21 protein-coding genes and 2 pseudogenes are annotated in these 20,822 nt (G+C 73.4%); 11 read left to right on the top strand and 12 right to left on the bottom strand.

Annotated features, from left to right (window positions below):
* Positions 1-13 precede the first annotated feature (13 nt).
* Positions 14-424 (bottom strand): cupin domain-containing protein, encoded by a 411-nt coding sequence (locus BG452_RS41545; protein ID WP_188309549.1) that lies wholly within the window; start codon positions 422-424, stop codon positions 14-16.
* A 187-nt stretch (positions 425-611) separates the two neighbouring features.
* Here BG452_RS41545 and BG452_RS46680 point away from each other — a divergent pair.
* Together BG452_RS46680 and BG452_RS41540 are read left to right on the top strand one after the other, a co-directional pair.
* Positions 612-830: pseudogene (locus tag BG452_RS46680) on the top strand (hypothetical protein); the annotation flags it as partial.
* 9 nt (positions 831-839) lie between these two features.
* Complete coding sequence (locus BG452_RS41540; RefSeq protein WP_188309548.1) at positions 840-1,532, top strand: alpha/beta fold hydrolase; 693 nt, start codon at positions 840-842, stop codon at positions 1,530-1,532.
* Positions 1,533-1,559: 27 nt separating this feature from the next.
* Here BG452_RS41540 and BG452_RS41535 read toward each other — a convergent pair whose 3' ends face one another.
* Positions 1,560-2,354, bottom strand: a complete 795-nt coding sequence (locus tag BG452_RS41535; RefSeq protein ID WP_188309565.1) for an NAD-dependent epimerase/dehydratase family protein — start codon at positions 2,352-2,354, stop codon at positions 1,560-1,562.
* A gap of 184 nt (positions 2,355-2,538) precedes the next feature.
* On the opposite strand from BG452_RS41535, the gene BG452_RS41530 reads away from it, so the two are divergent.
* Positions 2,539-3,102, top strand: coding sequence for a dihydrofolate reductase family protein (locus BG452_RS41530; protein WP_188309547.1), 564 nt, complete (start codon positions 2,539-2,541; stop codon positions 3,100-3,102).
* A gap of 177 nt (positions 3,103-3,279) precedes the next feature.
* Here the strand turns inward: BG452_RS41530 and BG452_RS41525 are convergent, their stop codons facing one another.
* A complete protein-coding gene (locus BG452_RS41525) occupies positions 3,280-4,917 on the bottom strand; it encodes an alkaline phosphatase family protein (protein WP_317621484.1) in 1,638 nt (545 codons plus the stop codon).
* A gap of 402 nt (positions 4,918-5,319) precedes the next feature.
* Between BG452_RS41525 and gndA the strand changes: the two genes are divergently transcribed.
* A complete protein-coding gene (gene gndA, locus BG452_RS41520; protein ID WP_188309546.1) occupies positions 5,320-6,771 on the top strand; it encodes an NADP-dependent phosphogluconate dehydrogenase in 1,452 nt (483 codons plus the stop codon).
* Between the two features lie 13 nt (positions 6,772-6,784).
* Here the strand turns inward: gndA and BG452_RS41515 are convergent, their stop codons facing one another.
* The 5 genes from BG452_RS41515 to BG452_RS41495 all read right to left on the bottom strand — a co-directional run bounded on the left by BG452_RS41515 (position 6,785) and on the right by BG452_RS41495 (position 10,224).
* Positions 6,785-7,771, bottom strand: a complete 987-nt coding sequence (locus BG452_RS41515) for an alpha/beta hydrolase (RefSeq protein WP_317621483.1) — start codon at positions 7,769-7,771, stop codon at positions 6,785-6,787.
* A gap of 233 nt (positions 7,772-8,004) precedes the next feature.
* Positions 8,005-8,412, bottom strand: a complete 408-nt coding sequence (locus tag BG452_RS41510) for an NUDIX hydrolase (RefSeq protein WP_188309545.1) — start codon at positions 8,410-8,412, stop codon at positions 8,005-8,007.
* Positions 8,413-8,419: 7 nt separating this feature from the next.
* Positions 8,420-8,938 carry a nucleoside deaminase gene (locus tag BG452_RS41505; RefSeq protein WP_188309544.1) on the bottom strand — a complete coding sequence of 173 codons (519 nt, stop codon included), beginning with the start codon at positions 8,936-8,938 and terminating at the stop codon, positions 8,420-8,422.
* Between the two features lie 126 nt (positions 8,939-9,064).
* Complete coding sequence (gene cynS / locus BG452_RS41500; RefSeq protein ID WP_188309543.1) at positions 9,065-9,535, bottom strand: cyanase; 471 nt, start codon at positions 9,533-9,535, stop codon at positions 9,065-9,067.
* Between the two features lie 98 nt (positions 9,536-9,633).
* Entirely contained in the window at positions 9,634-10,224 is a 591-nt protein-coding gene (locus tag BG452_RS41495; RefSeq protein ID WP_188309542.1) for a carbonic anhydrase, read from the bottom strand.
* A gap of 124 nt (positions 10,225-10,348) precedes the next feature.
* Here BG452_RS41495 and cynR point away from each other — a divergent pair, with 124 nt between their 5' ends.
* Entirely contained in the window at positions 10,349-11,248 is a 900-nt protein-coding gene (gene cynR / locus BG452_RS41490; protein WP_188309541.1) for a transcriptional regulator CynR, read from the top strand.
* 30 nt (positions 11,249-11,278) lie between these two features.
* Here cynR and BG452_RS41485 read toward each other — a convergent pair whose 3' ends face one another.
* Positions 11,279-12,754, bottom strand: coding sequence for an FAD-dependent monooxygenase (locus BG452_RS41485; RefSeq protein ID WP_188309540.1), 1,476 nt, complete (start codon positions 12,752-12,754; stop codon positions 11,279-11,281).
* A 222-nt stretch (positions 12,755-12,976) separates the two neighbouring features.
* On the opposite strand from BG452_RS41485, the gene BG452_RS41480 reads away from it, so the two are divergent.
* Positions 12,977-13,942, top strand: coding sequence for an Lrp/AsnC family transcriptional regulator (locus BG452_RS41480; protein ID WP_188309539.1), 966 nt, complete (start codon positions 12,977-12,979; stop codon positions 13,940-13,942).
* Between the two features lie 166 nt (positions 13,943-14,108).
* Entirely contained in the window at positions 14,109-14,672 is a 564-nt protein-coding gene (locus BG452_RS41475) for a GNAT family N-acetyltransferase (RefSeq protein ID WP_188309538.1), read from the top strand.
* A 14-nt stretch (positions 14,673-14,686) separates the two neighbouring features.
* Here BG452_RS41475 and BG452_RS46675 read toward each other — a convergent pair.
* Together BG452_RS46675 and BG452_RS41470 are read right to left on the bottom strand one after the other, a co-directional pair.
* Positions 14,687-14,806: pseudogene (locus BG452_RS46675) on the bottom strand (DNA-binding response regulator); the annotation flags it as partial.
* 155 nt (positions 14,807-14,961) lie between these two features.
* Positions 14,962-15,855, bottom strand: a complete 894-nt coding sequence (locus BG452_RS41470) for a LysR family transcriptional regulator (protein ID WP_188309537.1) — start codon at positions 15,853-15,855, stop codon at positions 14,962-14,964.
* Positions 15,856-15,926: 71 nt separating this feature from the next.
* Between BG452_RS41470 and BG452_RS41465 the strand changes: the two genes are divergently transcribed.
* Together BG452_RS41465 and BG452_RS41460 are read left to right on the top strand one after the other, a co-directional pair.
* Entirely contained in the window at positions 15,927-16,820 is an 894-nt protein-coding gene (locus tag BG452_RS41465) for a DMT family transporter (protein ID WP_188309536.1), read from the top strand.
* 2 nt (positions 16,821-16,822) lie between these two features.
* Positions 16,823-18,130, top strand: coding sequence for an MFS transporter (locus tag BG452_RS41460; protein ID WP_188309535.1), 1,308 nt, complete (start codon positions 16,823-16,825; stop codon positions 18,128-18,130).
* Between the two features lie 2 nt (positions 18,131-18,132).
* Here the strand turns inward: BG452_RS41460 and BG452_RS47475 are convergent, their stop codons facing one another.
* The gene (locus BG452_RS47475; protein ID WP_411293097.1) at positions 18,133-18,540 is read right to left on the bottom strand and encodes an FAD-dependent oxidoreductase; all 408 of its coding nucleotides are present in this window, start codon (positions 18,538-18,540) and stop codon (positions 18,133-18,135) included.
* Between the two features lie 214 nt (positions 18,541-18,754).
* On the opposite strand from BG452_RS47475, the gene BG452_RS41450 reads away from it, so the two are divergent.
* Both BG452_RS41450 and BG452_RS41445 read left to right on the top strand, forming a co-directional pair.
* Positions 18,755-19,876, top strand: coding sequence for a Tim44-like domain-containing protein (locus tag BG452_RS41450; protein WP_317621482.1), 1,122 nt, complete (start codon positions 18,755-18,757; stop codon positions 19,874-19,876).
* A gap of 267 nt (positions 19,877-20,143) precedes the next feature.
* On the top strand, positions 20,144-20,359 hold the full coding sequence (locus tag BG452_RS41445) for a hypothetical protein (protein ID WP_188309534.1): 216 nt from the start codon (positions 20,144-20,146) through the stop codon (positions 20,357-20,359).
* The last annotated feature ends 463 nt before the right edge of the window (positions 20,360-20,822 follow it).

Here is a 20,822-nt window from a genome sequence, read left to right as displayed (position 1 = left end):
ATCGGGGCAGGGTTCAGTCGGCGGCGGGTGCGGTGGCGTACTCCTCGTCGGTGACGGGCGTCAGCCAGTGGACGATGTCGTGGTCGGCGTCGCCTTCGTTGATGGCCAGGTGGACCATCAGGCGGTTCGGCGCGGCACCGTGCCAGTGCTCCTCGCCGGCTTCGAACAGGACGCGGTCGCCGGGCCGGATCACCTCGACGGGTCCGCCGCGGCGCTGGCACAGGCCGACACCCTCGGTGACGAAGACGGTCTGGCCGAGCGGGTGGCGGTGCCAGTGGGTGCGGGCGCCGGGCATGAAGTGCACCAGGTTGGCGGTGACCCGCGAGGGCGCGGGCGCGGCGGCGACGGCGTCGAGGTAGACGTCGCCGGTGAACCAGTCGGCCGGGCCCTTGAGGGTGTCGGTCGAGCTGCGGGTGATCTGCATGGAACTGCCTTCCAGAGTGGGGTCAGGGCTTGAGCAGGCCCTTGAGAAAGGGGAAGGCCGGGGCAGGTGCCGCCCGGGTCCTTCTTCCAGCTAACCGCGCTTCCCGGCGGCGGGCGAGGCACCGGCGAGGGGTGTACTGCCAGTACGTCCCTCGCGCGGCGGGCAGGCCGTACCGTCGAAGGCATGGGCCGCCGAACCCGGACCCCATCTGACCGTCCGCACCGCCGAACCCGGCTCCCCCTCCGAGGAGGGCCTGCGCCTGCTCGCCTCCCTGGCCGCCACCGAAAGCGCCTGCCGAGCCGTTTCACCTGGCCTGCGACGAGCGGGTTCGGACTCTGCCGCGCTCAGGAGTCCGGGAACCGCGCGCTGCCCGCCGTTCGGACGGGTTGTCGGTCCGCCCCGCTAGGGTGCGGCCATGGTGAACTTCGTACTGGTTGCGGGTGCTTGGCTCGGTTCGTGGGCCTGGGACGACGTCGTGCCGGAGCTGCGGGCGGCCGGGCACGGCGCGCACCCGCTGACGCTGTCCGGGCTCGCGGAACGCCGGGGTGTGCCGGCCGGGCAGCAGACGCACGTGCGGGACATCGTGGGCGAGGTCGACCGGCTCGGGCTGCGGGACGTCGTCCTGGTCGGGCACAGCTACTCGGGCATCCCGGTCGGGCAGGCCGCCGAGCGGATCGGCGACCGGCTGCGGCGGATCGTCTTCGTCGACTCCAACGTGCCGACGCACGGCGAGTCCTTCGCCTCCGCCTGGTGGCAGGGGCGGGCGGCCTTCGAGGCGGCACTCACCGACGACGGGTTCTGGGCCCCGCTCACCGCGCCCGACTACCAGGGGCAGGGGCTCGCCGACGAGCAGATCGCCCGCATCGTCGGCGGCTCCACCCCGCACCCCGGTGCGACGCTCACCGAGCCGGCCGTCCTGGAGCGACCGCTGGCGCAGCTCCCGGCGACGTACGTCAAATGCCTGCTCGACGGCGCCGAACCGAGCGGCGACGTCGCCGAGTTGCTGAAGGGCGAGCGGTGGCGACTGGTCGAACTGGACACCGGCCACTGGCCGATGTTCTCCACGCCGCGTGAACTGGCGCGGATCCTGCTCGATGCCGTGGAGTGACCCCGCGAGCGCAGGAAACTATCCGCGTCAGCGCCCGGCCTGGGTGAAGCTGCCGCCGAGGTAGCGGTACTCCGGGTCGTCGGGGGCGAGTTCGCCCAGCTTCGCGATCAGCTCGGCGGCGTAGTCCTCGGCGTCGTCCTGTGGCTGGTAGCCGAGGGCCCGGGCCGTGGAGAGGTCCCACCAGGCGCGGGTGTTGGCGGAGATGCCGTAGGCGACGGTGTGGCCGGCCACCGGGCCGGTGAGAGCGGCGTGCACCAGGCGGGCGCAGTCGCCGGCGCTGAGCCAGGTCGAGAGCATCCGGATGCTGCGGGGCTCGGGGGTGAAGGAGCCTATGCGCAGCGAGACGGTCTCGATCCCGTGCCGGTCGGCGTACAGCGAGGCGAGGTCCTCGCCGAAGCACTTGGACAGCCCGTAGTAGGTGTCGGGCCGCTGCGGGGCGTCCACCGGTACGGAACTGCCGTCGGCGGGGCGCTCGGTGAAGCCGGTCGCGTGGTTGCTGCTCGCGTAGACGATCCGGCGCACGCCCGCGGCCCGGGCGGCCTCGTACAGCCGGTAGGTCCCGTCGATGTTGGCCGCCAGGATGTCGGCGAACGGCGCCTCACCCGGTATCCCGGCCAGGTGGACCACGGCGTCGACGCCCTCCATCGCGGCCGCCAACGCCTCGGCGTCCGCCAGCTCGGCGGTGATCGCGTCGGGTTCGCCGGGCACCGGCAGGCGGTCGAAGCAGCGCAGCCGGTACCCGTGGGCGGGCAGCAGTTCGCGCAGGCTGCTGCCGATGCGGCCGGCGGCGCCGGTGAGCAGGACCAGACGGGGCTGGTTCACCATCCGTGGTTCTCCCATGGTTCCTCCAAGGCTCGGAACCGAGTCCGTTCCAGGTGGGCGAACTCGGCGACGGGCGACGATACCTGACGTGACGACAGAGTTCGCGGCAATATTCAAGCGGCGGACCGGGCCTGGCGGCGTGCCGGTCCGTACGCGTGGGACCGACTCACGGAAGGCTGGCGCCATGCGGAAACTGATCTACGGCATGAACCTGACCCTGGACGGCTACATCGCCGCGCCCGGCGACGACATCGGCTGGAGCGTGCCGAGCGACGAGCTGTTCCAGTTCTGGTCCGACCAGGTGCAGGCCACCGAGCTGTCGCTGTACGGGCGCAAGCTGTGGCGGACGATGAGCTCCTACTGGCCGACCGGCGACCAGCAGCCCGACGCCACCCCGGCGCAGATCGAGTTCGCGCGCCGCTGGCGGGACATGTCGAAGGTGGTGTTCTCCTCGACGACCGACGAGGTCGACTGGAACACCCGCCTGGTCACCGGCGACGCAGTCGCCGAGATCACCCGGCTCAAGGCCGAGGACGGCGGCCCGATGGCCGTCGGCGGCGCGACGCTCGCCGGGGCGGCCATGCGGGCCGGGCTGATCGACGAGTACGTACTGGCCACCGCGCCGGTCCTGGTGGGCGGCGGCACGCCGTTCTTCACCGCGCTGGACAGCTGGGTGAACCTGAACCTGGTGGAGACGCGGACGCTTCCCTGCGGCGTGGTCCTGACCAGGTACGAGACGAGGCGCTGAGCACCCGTCCCGCGACTCGACCGCTCGCCGGGTCCACCCGAACGTGAACGCCACCCGCCCTGCGAGCGTGGGCGCGACCGCGACCGCGCAGGGCGATCACGATGACGGCGGGGGCGCCCCTCCCCCGCCGTCATCGGCGTCCCGACGCCGGCGCTCCGGGCGTCAGCGGACCAGGCGTCAGCGGACCGGCAGGACCCGGGTGTGCTCCTCGCGGACGGCCTCCAGGGCGTTCGGCTGGAGGCCGAGCAGCTTCAGGATGGTCGGCGCGATCTGCTTGGTCTCGACCTTCGCGTCCTGGCGGGCGCCGTTCGGGGTGGCCGCGCCGGAGACGACCAGCGGGACGTCGAGGTCGTCGGGGTGGGCGCCGCCGTGCTCGGCGATCTTGCTGCCGCCGGTGTAGACGACGCCGTACTGGGCGATGCCGAAGACATCCGGCACCCGGGGGTCGCCGGGCTCGACGCCGAAGTAGTCGGCGGCCGCCTCGCCGGCGTAGGCCTTCTGGACGCCGCTCCTGGTGAAGGGGCGGGGCTTGCCGTTGATGTCGACGCCGTTGCCGTTCTGCGCCAGCAGGTGGTTCTTGGCGAACTCGGTGGCGGTCTCGGAGCGGTCGTTGAGCCAGAGCAGCACGCCGTCGTCGTCGACGGCGTGGGCGACCAGGTCGCCGGCGCCCGGGTGGGCGGCCTTCCAGGCGGCGTTGAGGCCGGCCAGCAGCGGGCCGTCGTCGATCCGGTTGAGCGCGGCCGGGTCGGTCGGGGACTGGCCGTGCTTGGCGGAGAGGATGACGGTGGTGGAGCCGTCCAGGTGCTGCTTGCGCAGTTCGGCGGTCAGCGCGCCGATCTGCTGGTCGACGTACTCCAGGTTCTTCTCCACCAGCGGGCCGGGCACGCCCTTGCCGATGTAGCCGCCCTGGAGGCCCTGGGAGCCGGCGAGCTTCTGCGCGGTCGAGACCGACTGGAAGTTCAGGCCGAACACTGCCGGGGTGCCGACCTTCTGCGCGCGGCTGTGGTCGTAGCCGTCGATCTGGTTGAGGACGGCCTGCACCTTGTACGAGTCGTACTGCTCGGTGGCCTGGTTGTCCTTGGTCCAGTCGCCCTTGTAGCCGGTCGCGTTGCTGTTGATCTCGGGGGTGAAGAGGTCCTGGATGCCGTCGCCCGAGGGGCCGTTGAGGATGTCGTAGGCGGCGTGCTTGTCCGACCACGCGGTGCGCAGCCCGGCCTGGCGGGCCACCTCGAAGACGGTGTTCACCTGGAGGTAGGAATGCGGGTAGACCGGCTTGCAGGTGTCGGGGTCGACGGGCAGCTTGGCCGGGTCGATCAGGGTCTGCGGGCGGCCGGTCATCCGCAGGATGGAGCCGGGCAGTCCGGGCAGGCCCTGGCCGGCGTCGAGCGCGTCCTTGTTCTTGTCCAGGTCCTCGGTGAGGTCCACCTCGGCGCCGGGCTTGGCGCTCTCGCAGTCGGTCGTGCCGGCCGGGAGCAGCGCGGCGTTGTAGGCGTCGTCGTAGTAGACGCCGGTGGTGCCGGGGCCACCGCCGGTCAGCTGGGCGACCATGCCGGGGAAGGAGTCCGAGGGGTTGGTGGTGCTGGCGTGGGTGTACTCGACACCGCCGCGGACCAGCCGGGCGAGCGCCGACTGCGGGTGCTCGGCCACGAACCGGGCGAGGTCCGACTGGTGCAGGCCGTCGACCGACACCAGCAGGACGTGCTGGGCGTGGGCGCCGCGGCCCTCCTCGGCGGCGGCGGCCTGGGCGACGGTGGATCCGGCCAGCACTCCGGCGGCGCCGATGGTGGCGGCCAGCCGGACATAACGACGGGTCACAGAGGTCTCCTGTGGAGGGGGGGAGGTGAGGTGACTGCGGCGGTGCGCCCCCAGCGTGGGAGGCCCCGGTGTACCGGCGGCGGCCGGCACATGAACAACGCCGGACTCCTGCCCGGAGAGCCGCGCGATTTTACCTTGCCCTCACCAACTCGTTGTGCTGTCATGAGGATTGGTGGACCACCATGGCCGCCGCCGCACCAGCGGCAGCGGTGCCCGGGGGCCCGAACGGGCTAACTCCCCGGGCGCGGCACATCGCCGGCGGCGATCCTGTAGTCCGACCGCCCGGGGCGGTCTTTCCGTGCGCGCCACGAGGTACCGCTGCGAGGTCCCGACGGGCGCCGCACGACGCGCGGGACGAGCCTGCGGGCTCTCCGGAGGCTCCGAGGAAGGAAGCAACAGGTCATGGACGCATCCGCACAGATCGGCGTGACGGGGCTGGCGGTCATGGGCCGCAACCTGGCGCGGAACTTCGCCCGCAACGGCTACACGGTCGCGGTGCACAACCGCACCCCCGCCCGGACCCGGGCCCTGGTCGAGGAGTTCGGCCACGAGGGCCGGTTCGTCCCGGCGGAGTCGCCGCAGGACTTCGTGGCCGCGCTGGAACGGCCGCGCCGGCTGCTGATCATGGTGAAGGCGGGCGGCCCCACCGATGAGGTGATCGAGGAGTTCGCGCCGCTGCTGGAACCGGGCGACATGATCATCGACGGCGGCAACGCCCACTTCGCCGACACCCGCCGCCGGGAGAAGTCGCTGCGCGAGCGCGGCATCCACTTCGTCGGCAGCGGCGTCTCCGGCGGGGAGGAGGGCGCCCTGCTCGGCCCCTCGGTCATGCCCGGCGGCTCCGCCGAGTCCTACACCGTGCTCGGCCCGATGCTGGAGAAGATCAGCGCCCACGTGGACGGCGAGCCGTGCTGCACCCACATCGGCAGCGACGGCGCCGGGCACTTCGTGAAGATGGTGCACAACGGCATCGAGTACGCCGACATGCAGCTCATCGCCGAGGCCTACCACCTGCTGCGGGAGGTCGGCGGGTACGCCCCGGCCGAGATCGCCGACATCTTCCGGCGCTGGAACCAGGGCCGCCTGGACTCGTACCTCATCGAGATCACCGCCGAGGTCCTCGCCCACACCGACGCCGACACCGGCAAGCCCTTCGTCGACATCGTCCAGGACGCCGCGGAGCAGAAGGGCACCGGACGCTGGACGGTACAGACCGCCCTCGACCTCGGCTCCCCGGTCACCGCCATCGCCCAGGCCACCTTCGCCCGGGTCGCCTCCTCCCGCGCCGAACTGCGCGCGGCCTACCGCCCGCTGCCCGGCGGCACCGTGCACGAGATGCGCCCGCACGAGGCCGACCGGTTCACCCGGGACGTCGAGCAGGCGCTGTACGCGTCGAAGGTCATCGCCTACGACCAGGGCTGGACCATGATCCGCGACGCGGCCGCCGAGTACGGCTGGGACATCGACCTCGGCGCGGTCGCGAAGATCTGGCGCGGCGGCTGCATCATCCGGGCCGCCTTCCTGGACCGGATCCGCGCCGCCCACGCGGACAACCCCGACCTGGTCAGCCTGCTCGCCGAGAAGCAGTTCGCCACCGAGATCGCCGACGCCCAGGCCGCCTGGCGCACGGTCGTCGCCGCGGCGGCCCAGCACGGCATCCCGGTACCGGCCTTCTCCGCCGCACTGGCCTCCTACGACACCCTGCGCAGCGAGCACCTGCCCGCCGCCCTGATCCAGGGACAGCGCGACTTCTTCGGCGCCCACACCTACCGCCGCACCGACCGGCCGGGCAGCTACCACACCCGCTGGGCCGAGCCCGGCCGCCCCGAGGAGCGCACGGACAGCGGGGCGTAGCCGGCCCGCGGTTTCACCTCTGGAGGACGCGCCGCAGCCAGCGGGTGCGGGCCTCCTGGGCGTCCCGGGCGAGGGCCGCGTCCGGGGCGAGGGTGTCGAACCCGTGGCAGGCGCCGGGCCACACGTGCAGTTCGGCCTCGCCGCCAGCCCGCCAGATCGCGTCGGCGTAGGCGACGCCCTCGTCCCGGAAGGTCTCGGCGGAGCCCACGTCGACGTACGCGGCGGGCAGCCCGGACAGATCGGTGGCGCGGGCCGGGGCCGCGTACGGCGGGAGGTCGGCGGCGCCGTAGCGGTCGCCGAGCACGGCCTGCCAGGCGGTGGCGTTGGAGGCGCGGTCCCAGGTGTCGTGGCCGGCCATCTGGTGGCTGGAGAAGGTGTCGCCCCGGTCGTCGAGCATCGGGCTCATCAGCAGCTGGCCGATCGGCGCCGGACCGCCACGATCCCGGGACAGCAGGGCCAGGGCCGCGGTGAGCCCGCCGCCGGCGCTCTTGCCGCCGATGACCAGGCGCCGGGCGTCCACGCCCAGCGCGTCCGCGTGCCCGGCCACCCAGCCGAGCCCGGCGTAGGCGTCCTCCACGGCCCCCGGGAAGCGGGTCCCCGGCGCCAACCGGTACTCGACGGACACCACCGCCAGCCCCAGCGGCAGTGCCCAGGAGCGCAGCAGCCGCGGCAGGACGGACCACGCGTTGCCCGTCACCATTCCACCGCCGTGCAGGTAGTAGAGCACCGGCAGCGCCTCGCGGACGCCGGCGGGCCGGGCACTGACCAGGGTGACCTCGCCGTCGGCCCCCGGTACCCGCAGCTCCGCCACCTCGAACCGGCCGCCGTCGCGCAGCCGCTCCAGCGTCGGCCGGGGCCGGACGGCCGCGTCCCGTTCCTGCCAGGCCGCCAGGCCCTCGGGGGTGAGCGCCTCCCGCGCCCGCCCACCGGCGGCCTCCACCGCCGCCCGCACCTGCGGATCCAACGGCGGCACCCGCCGGACTGCCGATCCACCCGTCACCGCTGCTCCCCCTCGCCCTGGCACGCCCACTCCCGGCCCAGCCTGCCATTCCCGTCCGCGCGGACGTCCGGCGCCCCCGGACCGCCCTGAGCCGGAACCGGTGCGAGAGGCCGGGCCGGGTGAGGTGCGGGCGCTCGGCGGCTCGGGTGCGCTCGGCGGCCCGCACCGAGGCCGTCCAGCACGTCCCTCGCAGCCACGTCCCCCTTGCTGACGCCCCGCCGGCGGGGCGCGGTCTACCAGCGCAGGAGGTGGCCGCGGGCGGCGAGGTGGTCGAGCGCGGTGCGGGTGGTGGCGCTGGCGCGGGGGTGGTCGCCGTGGGTGAGGTGGGCGAGCTCGGCGATCTCGCCGCACGGGGTGGGGGTGCCGGCGTGGTCGGCGGTGTAGCAGGTGGTGCGGACCAGGGTGCCGGGGGCCTTGTGGTCGGCCGGGGCCTCGATGGTCAGCAGCGGCCGGACGGTGGCCTGGTCCAGCGTGATGCCGAGTTCCTCCCGGATCTCGCGGACGAGCGCCTGGGGGTGGGTCTCACCGGGCTCGGGCTTGCCGCCGGGCAGGTAGTACAGCTCGCGGCCGTGGGTGCGGGTGGTGAGGAGCCGGCCCTCGTCGAGCCGGATCCAGGCCACCTTCTCGATCACGTGGGGCATCGGGGCCTCAGCCCGCGCTCGGGGCGCTCGGGCCGGTCGGGACGCCCGCGACGCGGCGTTCGCCGCCGTTGCGCTGCTGCCAGAGGCGGTAGACGTCGACCGCGCCCTCGCTCGGGGCGTAGCGCATCGGCAGCCGGCGCTCGTCCCAGTTCTTGGCGAACTCGTCGTAGAAGGTGGCGAGTTCGAAGTACTTGCGGTCGTCGACGTAGTGCAGCTCGTAGGCGTCGCGGGTGGTGAGGAAGACCACCTCGTCCGGCGAGCAGTAGTAGAGCGAGCCCAGGCACATCGGGCAGGGGTGGGCCAGCACGTAGATGGTGGTGCCGGTCAGGTGCTCGGTGCCGAGCTTGGTGCAGGCCTCGCGGATGGCGAGGATCTCCGCGTGCGCGGTGGGGTCGTTGGTCTGGGCGACCTTGTTGGCGCTCTCGGCGAGGATCCGGCCGTCCTTGACGATGACGGTCGCGAACGGGCGGCCGCCCTCGGCGACGTTCTGGCGGGCGATGTCGATGGTGCGCTGGGCGAAGTCCACGGTGGCCTCTTCCGGGTCGGATGCAGGTGCGGTACGGGTGCGAGTGCGGGGACGGGCGGGGGTGTGGAGGGGGAGGTGGGGCGGGCGGCGGCCCGCCCCACCGGGAGTCGGGTCAGCAGGGGCGGGTCAGAAGGGCTTGGTCGGCAGGTACTTGCCGTCCAGGGTGATGACGGCGCGCTCGCCGCCCTCGGGGTCGGCGACCTTCTTCACGTCGAGCTTGAAGTTGATCGCGGAGATGATGCCGTCGCCGAACTCCTCGTGGACGAGGGCCTTGAGGGTGGTCCCGTAGACCTGGAGCATCTCGTAGAAGCGGTAGATGGTCGGGTCGGTGGGGATGCCGCCGGGGATCGAGCCGCGGGTGGGGATGGTCTGCAGCAGCAGCGCCGCGTCCTCGTCCAGGCCGAGCAGCTCGGCGACGGCCTCGGCGGCGGTCTTCGGCAGGGCGTGCTGGCCGAGGACAGCGGCGGTGGTGAAGGCCACCGACAGGCCGGACACGTCGGCGATCTGCTGCCAGGTGAGGTCCTTGCGGGTCTTGGCGTCGACGGCGGCGACGGCGAGCGCCTGGCGGGCGGTGGGGTCGAACTGGGCGTGCACCATGGGGGGCTCCTTCGGGTGGACGGCGCTTCGCGGTGGCGCGGAGCGCGCGGGTCGAGGGGTCCGGGTCGCGCGGACGGGGCGGCCCGGGGACTGGGCGATCAGGCCGCGAGTGCGGTCCGGTCGGCGGCGGTGAGGTCTTCGACGCGCCCGGTGGCGATGTCGAAGACCCAGCCGCGCAGGGTGACCGTCCGCTCGGCCAGGGCCCGGGCGACGGACGGATGGGTGGCCAGGTTCGCCAGCTGGGCGAGCACGTTGTGCCGCACCAGGGCCGGGACGTCCCCGGCGGTGGCGGTCCGGGCCACCGAGGCGTCGGCGAGCCGCAGCCAGTCGGCGACGGCCGGGACGCCGCTGAGGTCGTGGCCGTGGGCGAGGGCGGTCATCGCCCCGCACGCGGAGTGCCCGCAGACGACGATGTCCCGGACGCCCAGGGCGGCGACGGCGTACTCGATGCTCGCGGTGACCCCGTCGGCCCCGGGGGTGTAGGCGGGCACCAGGTTGCCGGCGGTGCGGATGACGAACAGCTCGCCCGGCTCGGACCCGGTGATCAGCTCCGGCACGACGCGGGCGTCGGAGCAGCCGATGAGCAGGGTGTGCGGGCTGTGGTGGCCGGCCAGGCGGGCGAAGAGCTCCTCCTTGCCGGGGAAGACGTCCCGCTGGAAGTGCGCGATGCCGTCGGCGAAGTCACGCATGGAATCACTCCCTTTCGTGGCGCCGGGCCGGGGGGCCTGGCGAGATCCACTGTGCATGACCTGGGCGTATAGAGTCCAAGAGCTGCTACCGATGGTTTCCATCGATGAGGTCTATAGTTCGACCATGGCTCTGGAACTGCGCCACCTGCGCTACCTGCTCGCCGTGGCCGACCACGGCAACTTCACCCGCGCCGCCGAGGAACTGCACATCTCCCAGCCCACGCTCTCCCAGCAGATCAAGCAGCTCGAACGGACCCTGGGCACCCAGCTGCTGGACCGCACCGGACGCACCGTGCGCCTCACCGACGCCGGCCAGGCCTACGCCCACCACGCCCGCCGCGCGCTGCGGGACCTCGCCGCCGCCGAACGCGCCGTCCACGACGTCCAGGACCTCTCCCGCGGGCAACTGCGCCTGGGCATCACCCCCACCTTCACGGCCTACCTCGTCGGCCCGCTCGCCGCCGGACTCCACGAGCGGCACCCCGGCATCACCCTCACCGTGCGGGAGACCAGCCAGGACGGCATCGAAACCGGCCTGCTGACCGACGAGTTCGACCTCGGCATCGCCTTCCGGGGCCCCCACCCGCCCGGCGTCACCGCCACCGACCTGTTCACCGAGACCCTCACCCTGGTCACCGGCGTCGGCCGGCTGCCTGCTGGCCCGCTGCCCGTGCGGGACCTCGCCGAGCACCGACTCGCCCTGCTCAGCGGCGACTTCGCCACCCGCGGGCACATCGACGACTACTTCGCCCGCCACCGCGTCAGCCCGCGCATCGCCGTCGAGGCCAATTCCATCCAGGCCCTCACCGAGGTCGTCCAGCGCACCCCGCTCGCCACCGTGCTGCCGGACGCCGTCACCCACGACCACCCCCGGCTCGCCCGGATCCCGCTCGACCCGCCCCTGCCCACCCGCACCGTCACCCTCCTGCACCGCGCCGACGCCTACCGCAGCGCCGCCACCCGCGCCTTCACCGCCCTCGTTCACGACCTCGTCCGCGCCCGCGGCTACCCGCCGGCCACCTGAACACCAGGCGACCGGCGGGCCCGGTCACGCTCAGCCGGCCGAGGGCGCGCCGAACCAGCGGGCCAGGGACGGCCGCAGGGTCGCCGGGGTGCCCACCCAGCAGACATGGCCGTCCGGACGGATCAGCATCGGCTCGACGGGCGCACCCCGGCCGGCCCGGTCCACCCGGTCCGACCAGGGCGCGGCGGCCTCGGCGAGGGTGCCCTCGGGGTCGAGCAGCACGCCGCGCCCGGACCGCAGGAGTTCGTACACCCGGGCCGGGCCGAGGTCGACGTCCGGCACGGGCCGCCCCAGGAGCGGGTGGTCGCCACCGTCCGGCATCGGGTAGCGGATGGCCGTTCCGGACATCAGGGCGGCCAAGTGGCGCCGCACGTCCGGCAGTTCGCTCAGCTCGACGAAGACGTCCCGGGTGGCCAGCACGTCCGGGTCGCGGGTGCCCACCCAGTCCATCAGCAGGCTCTGCGCCTGGACGTTGCGCAGCGCCAGCGCCCCGGCCAGGTGGCGTTCGGCGTGGTAGCTGTCGAGCAGGCCGTCCGGCGCCCAGCCCCGTACGGCGGCGCCGAGCTTCCAGCCCAGGTTGAAGGCGTCCTGTATGCCGCCGTTCATGCCCTGGGCGCCGAGCGGGAGGTGGACGTGGGCGGCGTCGCCGGCCAGGAACACCCGCCCGTGCCGGTACTGGGCGGCCTGCCGGGCCGCGTTGGTGATCCGGCGGGCGTGGCAGAGTTCGAGCAGTTGCACCCGCTCGCCGAACACGGCGCGCAGCCCGTCGCGGATCTCCTCCTCGGTGATCGGGACGTCCCTGGGCAGCGACCGGCCCGGCCCGCCCATGGCGAGCCGGCGCAGCGGCCGGCCCCGGCCGTCGGTGCCGAGCGGGAACAGTCCCGCCCAGGCGCCGTCGGCAGCGCGGTGGTGCGTCGGCAGGCCGTCGGCGCCGCTCAGCCGCACATCGGCGGCGATGGTGGTCAAGGTGCCTGCCCGGCCCGGGAATTCGGCCTTCAGCAGGGACCGCACCGTGCTGTGGCCGCCGTCGGCGGCGACGAGGTAGCGGGCGCGGACGGCACGGCCGTCGGCGAAGGTCGCGGTGACGGCGTCCTCGTCCTGGCTGAGGCCAACCAGTTCGTGGTCGCGCCGGACGTGGAGGCCCTGATCGGCGAGGTGGCGCTCGAAGAAGGCCTCCAGTTCGACCTGGGGGACGGAGCGCCAGGGCTGCCGGGGGCGGAAGGCCGTCCGGGCCGCTTCGGCCTCGGGGGCCTGGACGGGCGCCAGCGGGATGCCCGCGAAGTGGCCGTCGCCGACCGGGTGGTCCCCGCCGGCCAGCAGCGGTGCCAGCAGCCCGCGCTGGTCGAGCGCCTCCAGCGTGCGGGTCTGCACGCCGCCCGCCCTGGACAGGGTGCTGCGCTCCGGCAGCCGGTCGGCCAGTACGGTCCTGGCCCCTGCCAGCAGCAGTTCACCGGCCGCCGTCATCCCGGTGGGGCCCGCGCCGACCACGAGTACGTCGGTGTCCATGGTTCCTCCCTGGTTCCGTCGATCGGCTGCTCCGCCGATCGGTCGCCCAGCCGGCCGGTCGTTCCCGGCCGTGGTCCCGGCCGGTGGTTCCCGGCCGCGGTGTCGGCCGGCCGTCCCGGCCGGTCGTCCTGGCGACGGGACCAACGCTCCGTCCGCCGGGGGGCCTTGGGCCAGTGAGGGGCCCGATGGTGCCGGTATCCGACGCCGACTACCCTCGGCACGGTGGAATCCGACTACGACGAGCTGGACCGCCGCCTCGTCCACGCCCTGCAGATCGACGGCCGGGCCCCGTTCAGCACGATCGCCGCCGCCCTCGGGGTGTCGGACCGCACCGTCGCCCGCCGCTACGCCGCGCTGCGCTCCACCGGCGCGCTGCGGGTGCTCGGCGGCGTCGACCCGACCGCGCTCGGCGCGGTGCTCTGGCTGCTGCGCGTGCGCTGCGCGCCCAACGCGTCGGTCGCGGTCGCCGAGGCGCTCGCCCGGCGCCCCGACACGTCCTGGGTGAGCCTCACCTCCGGCGGCACCGAGATCACCTGCTCCGTCCGCACCGAGACCGACGCCGACAGCGAGGCCCTGCTGCTGGCCCGGCTCCCCCGCACCCCGCGCGTCGAGGGTGTCAGCGCCCACTCCGTCCTGCACTCCTTCTACGGCGGCCCGGACAGCCTGATCGCCAAACTCGGCCCGCTGGACGCCACGGCCGTCGAGGCGCTGCGCCCGCCCCCGCTGCCGCACCGGCCCGGCCCGGTACGGCTCGACGACGGAGACCGCCGGCTGCTCGCCGCCCTGGCCGCCGACGGCCGCGCCGGGTTCGAACAGCTGGCCGCGGTGACCGGCTGGTCACCCACGACGGTCCGGCGCCGGATGACGGAGCTGCGCGAACGCGGGGTGCTCTACCTGGACCTCGACTGCGACCCGCGCCTGCTCGGCATCGGCACCCGGACCCTGCTGTGGCTCTCGGTCGCTCCCCCGCACCTGGAGGAGGCCGGCGAAACCCTGGCCGGGCACCCCGAGGTGGCCTTCGCCTGCGCCACCACCGGGCCGACCAACCTGTACGCCAGCGTGGTCTGCGCCGACCATCGGGCGCTGTACCGGTACCTCACCACCCGGGTCGCGGCCCTGCCGGCCGTCACCCACGTCGAGACCGCGCCGGTGATCCGGACCGTCAAGCAGGCCGCGAACCGGGTGTAGCGGCCGGGGTGCGCCGGGGTGCGCCGGGGTGTCCGCCTCCCGGGAGGGAGGTGGGCCGCCCCGATGGGTCGTCAGACCCGCATCTGTTCGAGGATGCCCGTGGTGTCTCCTGACGGCCCCCGTAAATGCGTTGAGGGTCTCAGGTGGTTCGTGAATGATCCGCTGCATGACCATCTATCTGGAGACCGAGCGCCTGACGCTGCGCCGATTCACTGCTGACGACGCGGACCTGTTGATCGAGTTGGACAGCGATCCGGCGGTGATGCGCTTCCTCTCCGGTGGGGAGGGGACGCCTGCGGAGGTCGTCCGCGAGAGCCATCTGCCGAACATCATCGCCGGCTACGAGAGGTGGGGCGGCGAGCTCGGGTTGTTCGCCGCGTTCGAGAAGGACGGCGGGGAGTTCATCGGCTGGTTCTGTCTGCGACCCGCGAAGGACGGCCCGAAGGACGAGGCCGAGCTCGGGTACCGGCTGCGGCAGGCGGCCTGGGGCAAGGGCTACGCCACCGAGGCCTCGCGGGCCCTGCTGCGCAAGGGGTTCGGCGAGCTCGACCTGCGCATGGTCTGGGCCGCGACGATGGCGCTGAACCGCAGTTCGCGCAACGTCATGGAGAAGGTGGGCATGACGTTCTCCCATCCCCTCCCCACCCCGGACGACATGCTGATGGTCGAGGGCGCCGACCTCGGCGGCGTGCAGTTCGAGATCACGAAGGAGCAGTGGGAGCAGCGCTGACCTCCCGCCCTGTCCGGCCGTGCGGCACGGAGGCGGGTGAGGACGGCCAGGACGCGGCGGTCGCCTTCGGCGGGGTCGAGGTCGAGTTTGGTGAAGGTGTTGGCGCAGCGCTTCACCACGGAGGCTTCGACGACGTCCTCCCCGTCCTGGACGCCGACGGCCTCGTACCAACGGACGGCGAGCTCGCCGACCGGTACCGGCCGTGGCCGCCCCCGGCAGGTCCCGGCAGGTCACGCCCGGTGCCGCCGGTGCCGCCCGGTCACGCCCGGCACCGCCCGGCGCTGAGCCGTCAGGGCCGGTCGGCCGCCTCCCGGAGCGCGTCGAGCAGGCCGCGCACCGCCGGGTGGGCCAGTGCGGTCTCCCGGACGGCGGCGTGGACGGTACGGACCGGTTCGGGGCGGCGCACCCGGCGGACCACGACGCCGGGGTGGCGGCTGCTGAGCCCCAGCCTCGGCATCACGGCCACCCCGAGCCCGGCGGCGACGAAACCCCGGGCGGTGGCATGGTCCTGACCGTCCACCACGAAGTCGGGGCTGAAACCGGCGGCCGCGCAGGCCTGGAGCACGGGTTCCAGGCAGGGGCCCGGCGGCTCGCTGCCGACCCACGGCTCCTCGGCCAGGTCGGCGAGGTCGAGGACACGTTTCGCGGCCAGCGGGTGGTCCGCCGGGAGGACCGCCACGTACGCGTCGTCGAGCAGGTGGACCGTCCGGACGCCCGGCGCCGGTTCCTCGGTGCCGCCGATCACCAGCGCGAGGTCGGCTCGGCCGTCCGCCACCTCGCCCAACGGGTCCTCGGGGTCGTGCAGCCGCAGGTCGATCCGCACCCCCGGGTGTTCCCGGCGCACCCGGGCGACGGCGGGCGCGACCAGCCGGGCCCCGACGGTCGCGAAGTAGCGGATGGAGAGCCGGCCGGTCCGGCCGGCCCGCAGTTCGGCCAGGGCGGTCTCCGCCTCGGCGACGTTGCGGCTGATGGTGGCGGCGTGCTCGGTCAGCAGCCGTCCGGCCTCCGTCGGACGGACGCCCCGGCCGGCCCGTTCCAGCAGGGCGATCCCGGCCTCCCGCTCCAGGGTCGCGATCTGCTGGCTCACCGCTGACGGGGTGTACCCCAGGTTGGCCGCAGCGGCGGTGACCGAGCCGCTGCTGACGACGGCCCGCAGCACCTGCATGCGCCTCACATCGATCATGTAGCCCAGCTTAACGGACCTGAAGATCTTTTCGCTTGTGCTGTCGAATGGGCCCGGGCAGCGTTCCTCCCATGAGAACCGCAAGCCTGTACTGGTCACGCGTGGGAATCCTCGCGCTGCTCTGGGGATCCACCTTCCTGTGGATCCGACTGGCCCTGGACGGCCTGCAGCCGGCCCAGGTCACGGTCGTCCGCTGCGCCCTGGGGGCGGTCGTCCTGGTGGCACTGTGCTTCGCCCGGGGCCTGCGGCTGCCGCGCTCGGCCGGGACCTGGCGGCACATCGTGGTGGCCGCCTTCTTCTGCAACGCCCTGCCGTTCACCCTGCTCAGCCTCGGCCAGCAGAGCGTCGACTCCGGCCTGGCCGGCGTGCTGAGCGCGACGACTCCGCTGTGGTCGCTGCTGATCGGTCTCGCCGTCGGCACCGAGCGCCCGGGCCCGTTCCGCCTGGGCGGGCTCCTGCTCGGGTTCGGCGGCACGCTGCTGATCTTCGCGCCCTGGCAGCACGGCCGGGCGCTGGGCTGGGGCGCCCTCGCCGTCCTCGGCGCCTCGTTGAGCTACGCCATCGCCTTCGGCTACATGCGGCGCCACCTGGTCGGCCGGGGTACGCCCACCCTCTCCCTGTCCGCCGCCCAGCTGATCGCCGCGACCGGACTGACCGCGCTGGCACTTCCCGCGGGCGGCTCACCGCCAGCCCATCCCGGCGCGACCCCGCTGATCGCCGCGGCCGTGCTCGGGGTCTTCGCCACCGGGGTGACGTTCCACCTCACCTACCGGATCATCGCCAGCGAAGGCGCCACCGATGCCGCCACCGTCGGCTACCTGCTGCCCGTGGTCTCGATCCTGCTGGGCGCGCTCGTCCTCGGCGAGCCCGTCGGCCCGAGGACCCTCGCGGGAATGGCCGTCGTACTCGCCGGGGTGGCGCTGACCCGGCTGCGCAAGGCCCCCGCACCGGCCGGCGCGAGGTGACGATGACGACCCAATCCCCCTGGCGGGTAACGGACTTCCGCACCCTGTTCGCCGCGACCATGCTCAGCCAGCTCGCCACCAACGTCAGCTACGTCGCCGTCCCGCTCATCGCCGTATCCGCCCTCGACGCGACTCCGGCCGTGGTCGGCCTGCTCGGGACGCTGGGCACCGCCGCCTTCCTCCTCATCGGCCTGCCCGCCGGAGCCTGGGTGGACCGGCTGCACCACCGCGGGGTGCTGATCACCGCGGACCTGTCCCGCGCCCTGCTCTTCGCCTCCGTACCGCTCGCCTGGTGGCAACACGCCCTCACAGTCTGGCAGTTGTCCGTGGTCGTGCTGCTGAACGGCGCCGCGACCGTCTTCTTCGACATCGGCTCACAGAGCGCGCTCCCGCACCTCGTCGGCCGGGACGCGCTGGTACGGGCCAACGCCGCCGTGGTGAGCCTGATCGCCCTCGGCAACGTCGCCGGGCGCGGCGCGGGCGGCGCGCTGGTCCAGGTGCTGACGGCTCCGGTGGCGGTCGCCGCCACGGCCGCGTGCTACCTCGCCTCCGCCCTGCAACTCACCGCACTGCACCGGTCCCCGGCCTCCCCCGCCCCCGGACCGCCCGCCCGGCTGCGGGACCAGATCGCGGACGGCCTGCGCCACGTCTTCGGCCATCCGGAACTCCGGGCGCTCGCGCTCACCGCCACCCTCGCCAACCTCGGCTCGCAGATCGTCAACACCACGCTCCCGTTCCTCTTCCTGCGCGAACTCGGCCTGTCCGCAGGCACCCTGGGCCTGTTTTGGGCGGCGGGCGGGGCCGGCCTGCTGCTCGGCGCCCGGTGCGCCCGCCCATGGGCCGCCCGACTCGGCCACGGCCGTACCCTCGCCCTGGCCGGCCTCTGGCTGTCCCCGACCGGCCTGCTGGTGCCGCTGGCCGGCCACGGGGCCTGGCTGTGGCTCGCCGGGTGCGGCTGGGTCCTGGCCATGTTCAAGATCGGTATGGACAACGTGCTCGGCGTGAGCCTGCGCCAGCGGATGACCCCCGACCCCCTGCTCGGCCGGATGAACGCCACCTTCCGCTTCCTTCTCACCGGAGCCCTCGCCGTCGGCTCCGCGATCGCCGGCGCGATCGGCCAACTGGGCGGCGTGCACCTCGCGCTGTGGGTGGGCGGTGCTCTGATCGCGACGGCCTTCCTGCCGGTCTTCCTCTCCCCGGTGCGCCACCGCCGCGCCCTTCCGCCGCAGTCCACTCCGGTCGACCGAAGTGCGGGCCGACCCGAGCCGACGCGAACCGGTCCGCCGGCCACCGGCGACGGGGCGCCCTAGGCTCACCGGGTCACGGATGGAAGCCCTGAGGTCACGCCCGGGTCGTCGGATCCGAGCCACCGGAACAGGGTGTTGTTCTTGGCCTGGCCCGGCTTGCCGGGGCCCGAGGTGCCGATCCCGAGGGCGGAGCGGACGAAGCTTCGGGCGCCGTCGGCGCCGATCAGGTGGTCCGCCCGGATCGTCCGGCCAGCGGCGAGGACGGCCGTCACCTGGTCCGCGTCCTGGAAGTCCCCATGCCGCTGGGCTCGTCGGTTCCACGGCCCGCGGCCCCGGCGGGCCCGCCGTCGCTCCCTGCAAGGCGGCCCATTGGTCCCGGAGCTGCCCGCACACCCCCGGCTTGTACGCTTGCGGTTGTCCGGAAGATCTGCGGTTTCTTGAAGGGAAGGCCCTGTGCGCGTCCGCCGGTGGATATGTGTGGTCGCGGGAGCCGTCGCGCTGAGCAGCCCGACGGCCGCCTATGCCCGTGGTGGGGGCGGCGGTCACGGGTTCGGGGGCAGCGGGGGCGGGGGCGGCCATGGCGGCGGCGGTGCCGACTTCCACGGGTCGACTGGCGGCGGCTCCGGAGTCGGCTTCGGGACCGGCTTCGGGACCGGTTTCGGAGCCGGTGGCGGTGGGCTCGTCGCCGTGCTGGTGATCGTGGCCGTGGTCCTGCTGATCCTGTGGCTCAGGTCCCGGCGCCGCAAGGCGGCATTGGCAGGCGACCTGAACACGGTCTCGGACCGCACGGCGCACCGCGCGGACACCCAGGCGCGCGAGCGCGCCGCCCGGGTCTCGGCCCGGGTCGATGCCATCGCCGACACCGATGCGACCTTCGACCGCGCGGCACTCGAGCGCCGCGCCGTGTGGCTGTACGTGACGGCCCAGCGGGCCTGGACCGGACACGACCACGCCACGCTGCAGCAGATCCTGTCCCCCGTGCTGTACGGCAAGTGGGCCGAGGAGCTGCGCGACTACGAATCGCGTGGCGAGGTCAACGTCGTGGAGATCGTCGACGGTCCGGTGGTCGAGCTGGTCCACGTCGCCAACCGGGCGGGCGAGCTGAACGACACCGTGACCTTCCGGATCACCGCGACGCTCCGCGACTACGTACGCAGCGGCGACGGCCGGCAGGCCGTGCGCAAGGACGGCTCGACGCGCCCGGTCGAGTACTGGACACTGCGCAAGAGCGCGGCCGGCGAGTGGATCGTGTCCTCACTCGAGCAGGCCGGCGAGGGAGCGCACCACCTGAGCAGCGCCATCGAGACCGACGGCTGGGACCAGAAAGAGGTCGCCCGGGACGCGGTGCTCGAGGTCGCGCAGAAGAGCACGGTCACCGGGGCGAGCGATGTCCTCTCCCTCACCAACATCTCGTGGAGCACGGACGCCGACACCGCCGCCGGCGATCTGAGCGTCCTCGACGGCCGCTTCGACAGAGCGGTTCTCGAGGTCGCCGTCGAGCGGTTCCTCGAGGAATGGGTCATGAACGACGGCAGCCTCGACTTCACCCCCGTCCGCACGCCCCGCCGGACCGTCCTGCGCGAGGCCACCGTCACGTCCGTCACGGTGCGCTCGCTGGTCTCACGCGAGCCGGTCGTCTTCCGCGTCGCGGTCGACGCGCAGGGCGTCTACTACGAAGTCGACCGCCGCACCGAACAGGTGCTGCGCGGTGACGCGCACAAGCGCAGGCCGATCGCCTTCACCTTCGACCTGCGGCTGGACGACACCTCGGCCAAGGCATGGACCGTGATCGCCACCGACACCCCCTAGCCACACCCCCCGCCGCCACCACCGGCCCAGTACCGAGCGACTGTCCATATCCGTGGATCGGTCGGGCCTGGCTTCGCTCGGTGGGTCGACCTCGGAGCCGTGCTCGTGTGGGGGACATGGTGCAGTCCGCTCCCCGCGTGCGGGTGTGCCGGTCCCACCGTTCCGTTGCTCGTCGCTTCGGCCTCCTGTCCAGCAAGGCGACGGTCCGCTCCGTACGCAGTCGGCCGCCGGGCGGACACCTGTCCGATCCGTTCAAGGCTCCCGCACATGACGACGCAGAAGATCGAACTGCATGTGCATCTGGAGGGGTCGATCCAGCCGGAGACGCTGCTGGAGATCGCCCGGCGTAACCACGAGTCGCTGCCCGTCGACACGGTCGAAGGCCTGGCTGAGCTCTACCGGTTCACCGATTTCCGTCACTTCGGCCGTACGGTTCCGGCCAAGTGGGAACCGGGTGTCCGGCGGTTCCACGACTCCGCTTAGAGGCACCCGGGAGCACGCGCCAAGACATGTCCCTGACAGGACAACGCGGCGGTGGCGGCCGGACCGGGCAGCGGGCGTTCCGTTTGAAGGTCCGGCGGTTCGGTGGTTCCGGCCAAGGTGTACGGCACCTGTTCCCCAGGACCCGCCGGTCGCGGAGGATTTCAGTCCCCGCCCAGGCGTTCCAGCCGGGAGTGGATGAGGTGGACCCGCGTCCTGCCATGTCGCGGGTTCCGGCGGGCGTCGACGGCATGGGAGGGGCCTTGTCCACAGGTGCCGGCAGAGCGCGGTCGTCCGCGCGGTCGTGGTTGCGGTGGATCGTCTTCGCGGTGGCGACGGTGTTGGTGGCTTCGCTACTCCAGGCGGGAGTCCTGCCATCGGCACAGGCGTCCGCGTCCGCGGCGTCGAGGACGGTGCCGCGGGATCTGCCGATCCTGTCGGTCCCGTCAGCGGCCGAGCAGCAGCC

Source organism: Streptomyces sp. CBMA123 (genome assembly GCF_014596465.1).
In the GTDB taxonomy this organism is placed as follows: Bacteria; Actinomycetota; Actinomycetes; order Streptomycetales; family Streptomycetaceae; genus Kitasatospora.
Note: the sequence above shows the minus strand (reverse complement) of the source record. Positions and strands in the feature narration are given on the sequence as shown.

Bases quoted from the DNA above. Each gene is read 5' to 3' on its own strand.
- BG452_RS41545 (WP_188309549.1), bottom strand. From the start codon at position 424: ATGCAGATCACCCGCAGCTCGACCGACACCCTCAAGGGCCCGGCCGAC.
- BG452_RS41540 (WP_188309548.1), top strand. From the start codon at position 840: ATGGTGAACTTCGTACTGGTTGCGGGTGCTTGGCTCGGTTCGTGGGCC.
- BG452_RS41530 (WP_188309547.1), top strand. From the start codon at position 2,539: ATGCGGAAACTGATCTACGGCATGAACCTGACCCTGGACGGCTACATC.
- gndA (WP_188309546.1), top strand. From the start codon at position 5,320: ATGGACGCATCCGCACAGATCGGCGTGACGGGGCTGGCGGTCATGGGC.
- BG452_RS41510 (WP_188309545.1), bottom strand. From the start codon at position 8,412: ATGCCCCACGTGATCGAGAAGGTGGCCTGGATCCGGCTCGACGAGGGC.
- cynS (WP_188309543.1), bottom strand. From the start codon at position 9,535: ATGGTGCACGCCCAGTTCGACCCCACCGCCCGCCAGGCGCTCGCCGTC.
- BG452_RS41495 (WP_188309542.1), bottom strand. From the start codon at position 10,224: ATGCGTGACTTCGCCGACGGCATCGCGCACTTCCAGCGGGACGTCTTC.
- cynR (WP_188309541.1), top strand. From the start codon at position 10,349: ATGGCTCTGGAACTGCGCCACCTGCGCTACCTGCTCGCCGTGGCCGAC.
- BG452_RS41485 (WP_188309540.1), bottom strand. From the start codon at position 12,754: ATGGACACCGACGTACTCGTGGTCGGCGCGGGCCCCACCGGGATGACG.
- BG452_RS41475 (WP_188309538.1), top strand. From the start codon at position 14,109: ATGACCATCTATCTGGAGACCGAGCGCCTGACGCTGCGCCGATTCACT.
- BG452_RS41470 (WP_188309537.1), bottom strand. From the start codon at position 15,855: ATGATCGATGTGAGGCGCATGCAGGTGCTGCGGGCCGTCGTCAGCAGC.
- BG452_RS41465 (WP_188309536.1), top strand. From the start codon at position 15,927: ATGAGAACCGCAAGCCTGTACTGGTCACGCGTGGGAATCCTCGCGCTG.
- BG452_RS41460 (WP_188309535.1), top strand. From the start codon at position 16,823: ATGACGACCCAATCCCCCTGGCGGGTAACGGACTTCCGCACCCTGTTC.
- BG452_RS41445 (WP_188309534.1), top strand. From the start codon at position 20,144: ATGACGACGCAGAAGATCGAACTGCATGTGCATCTGGAGGGGTCGATC.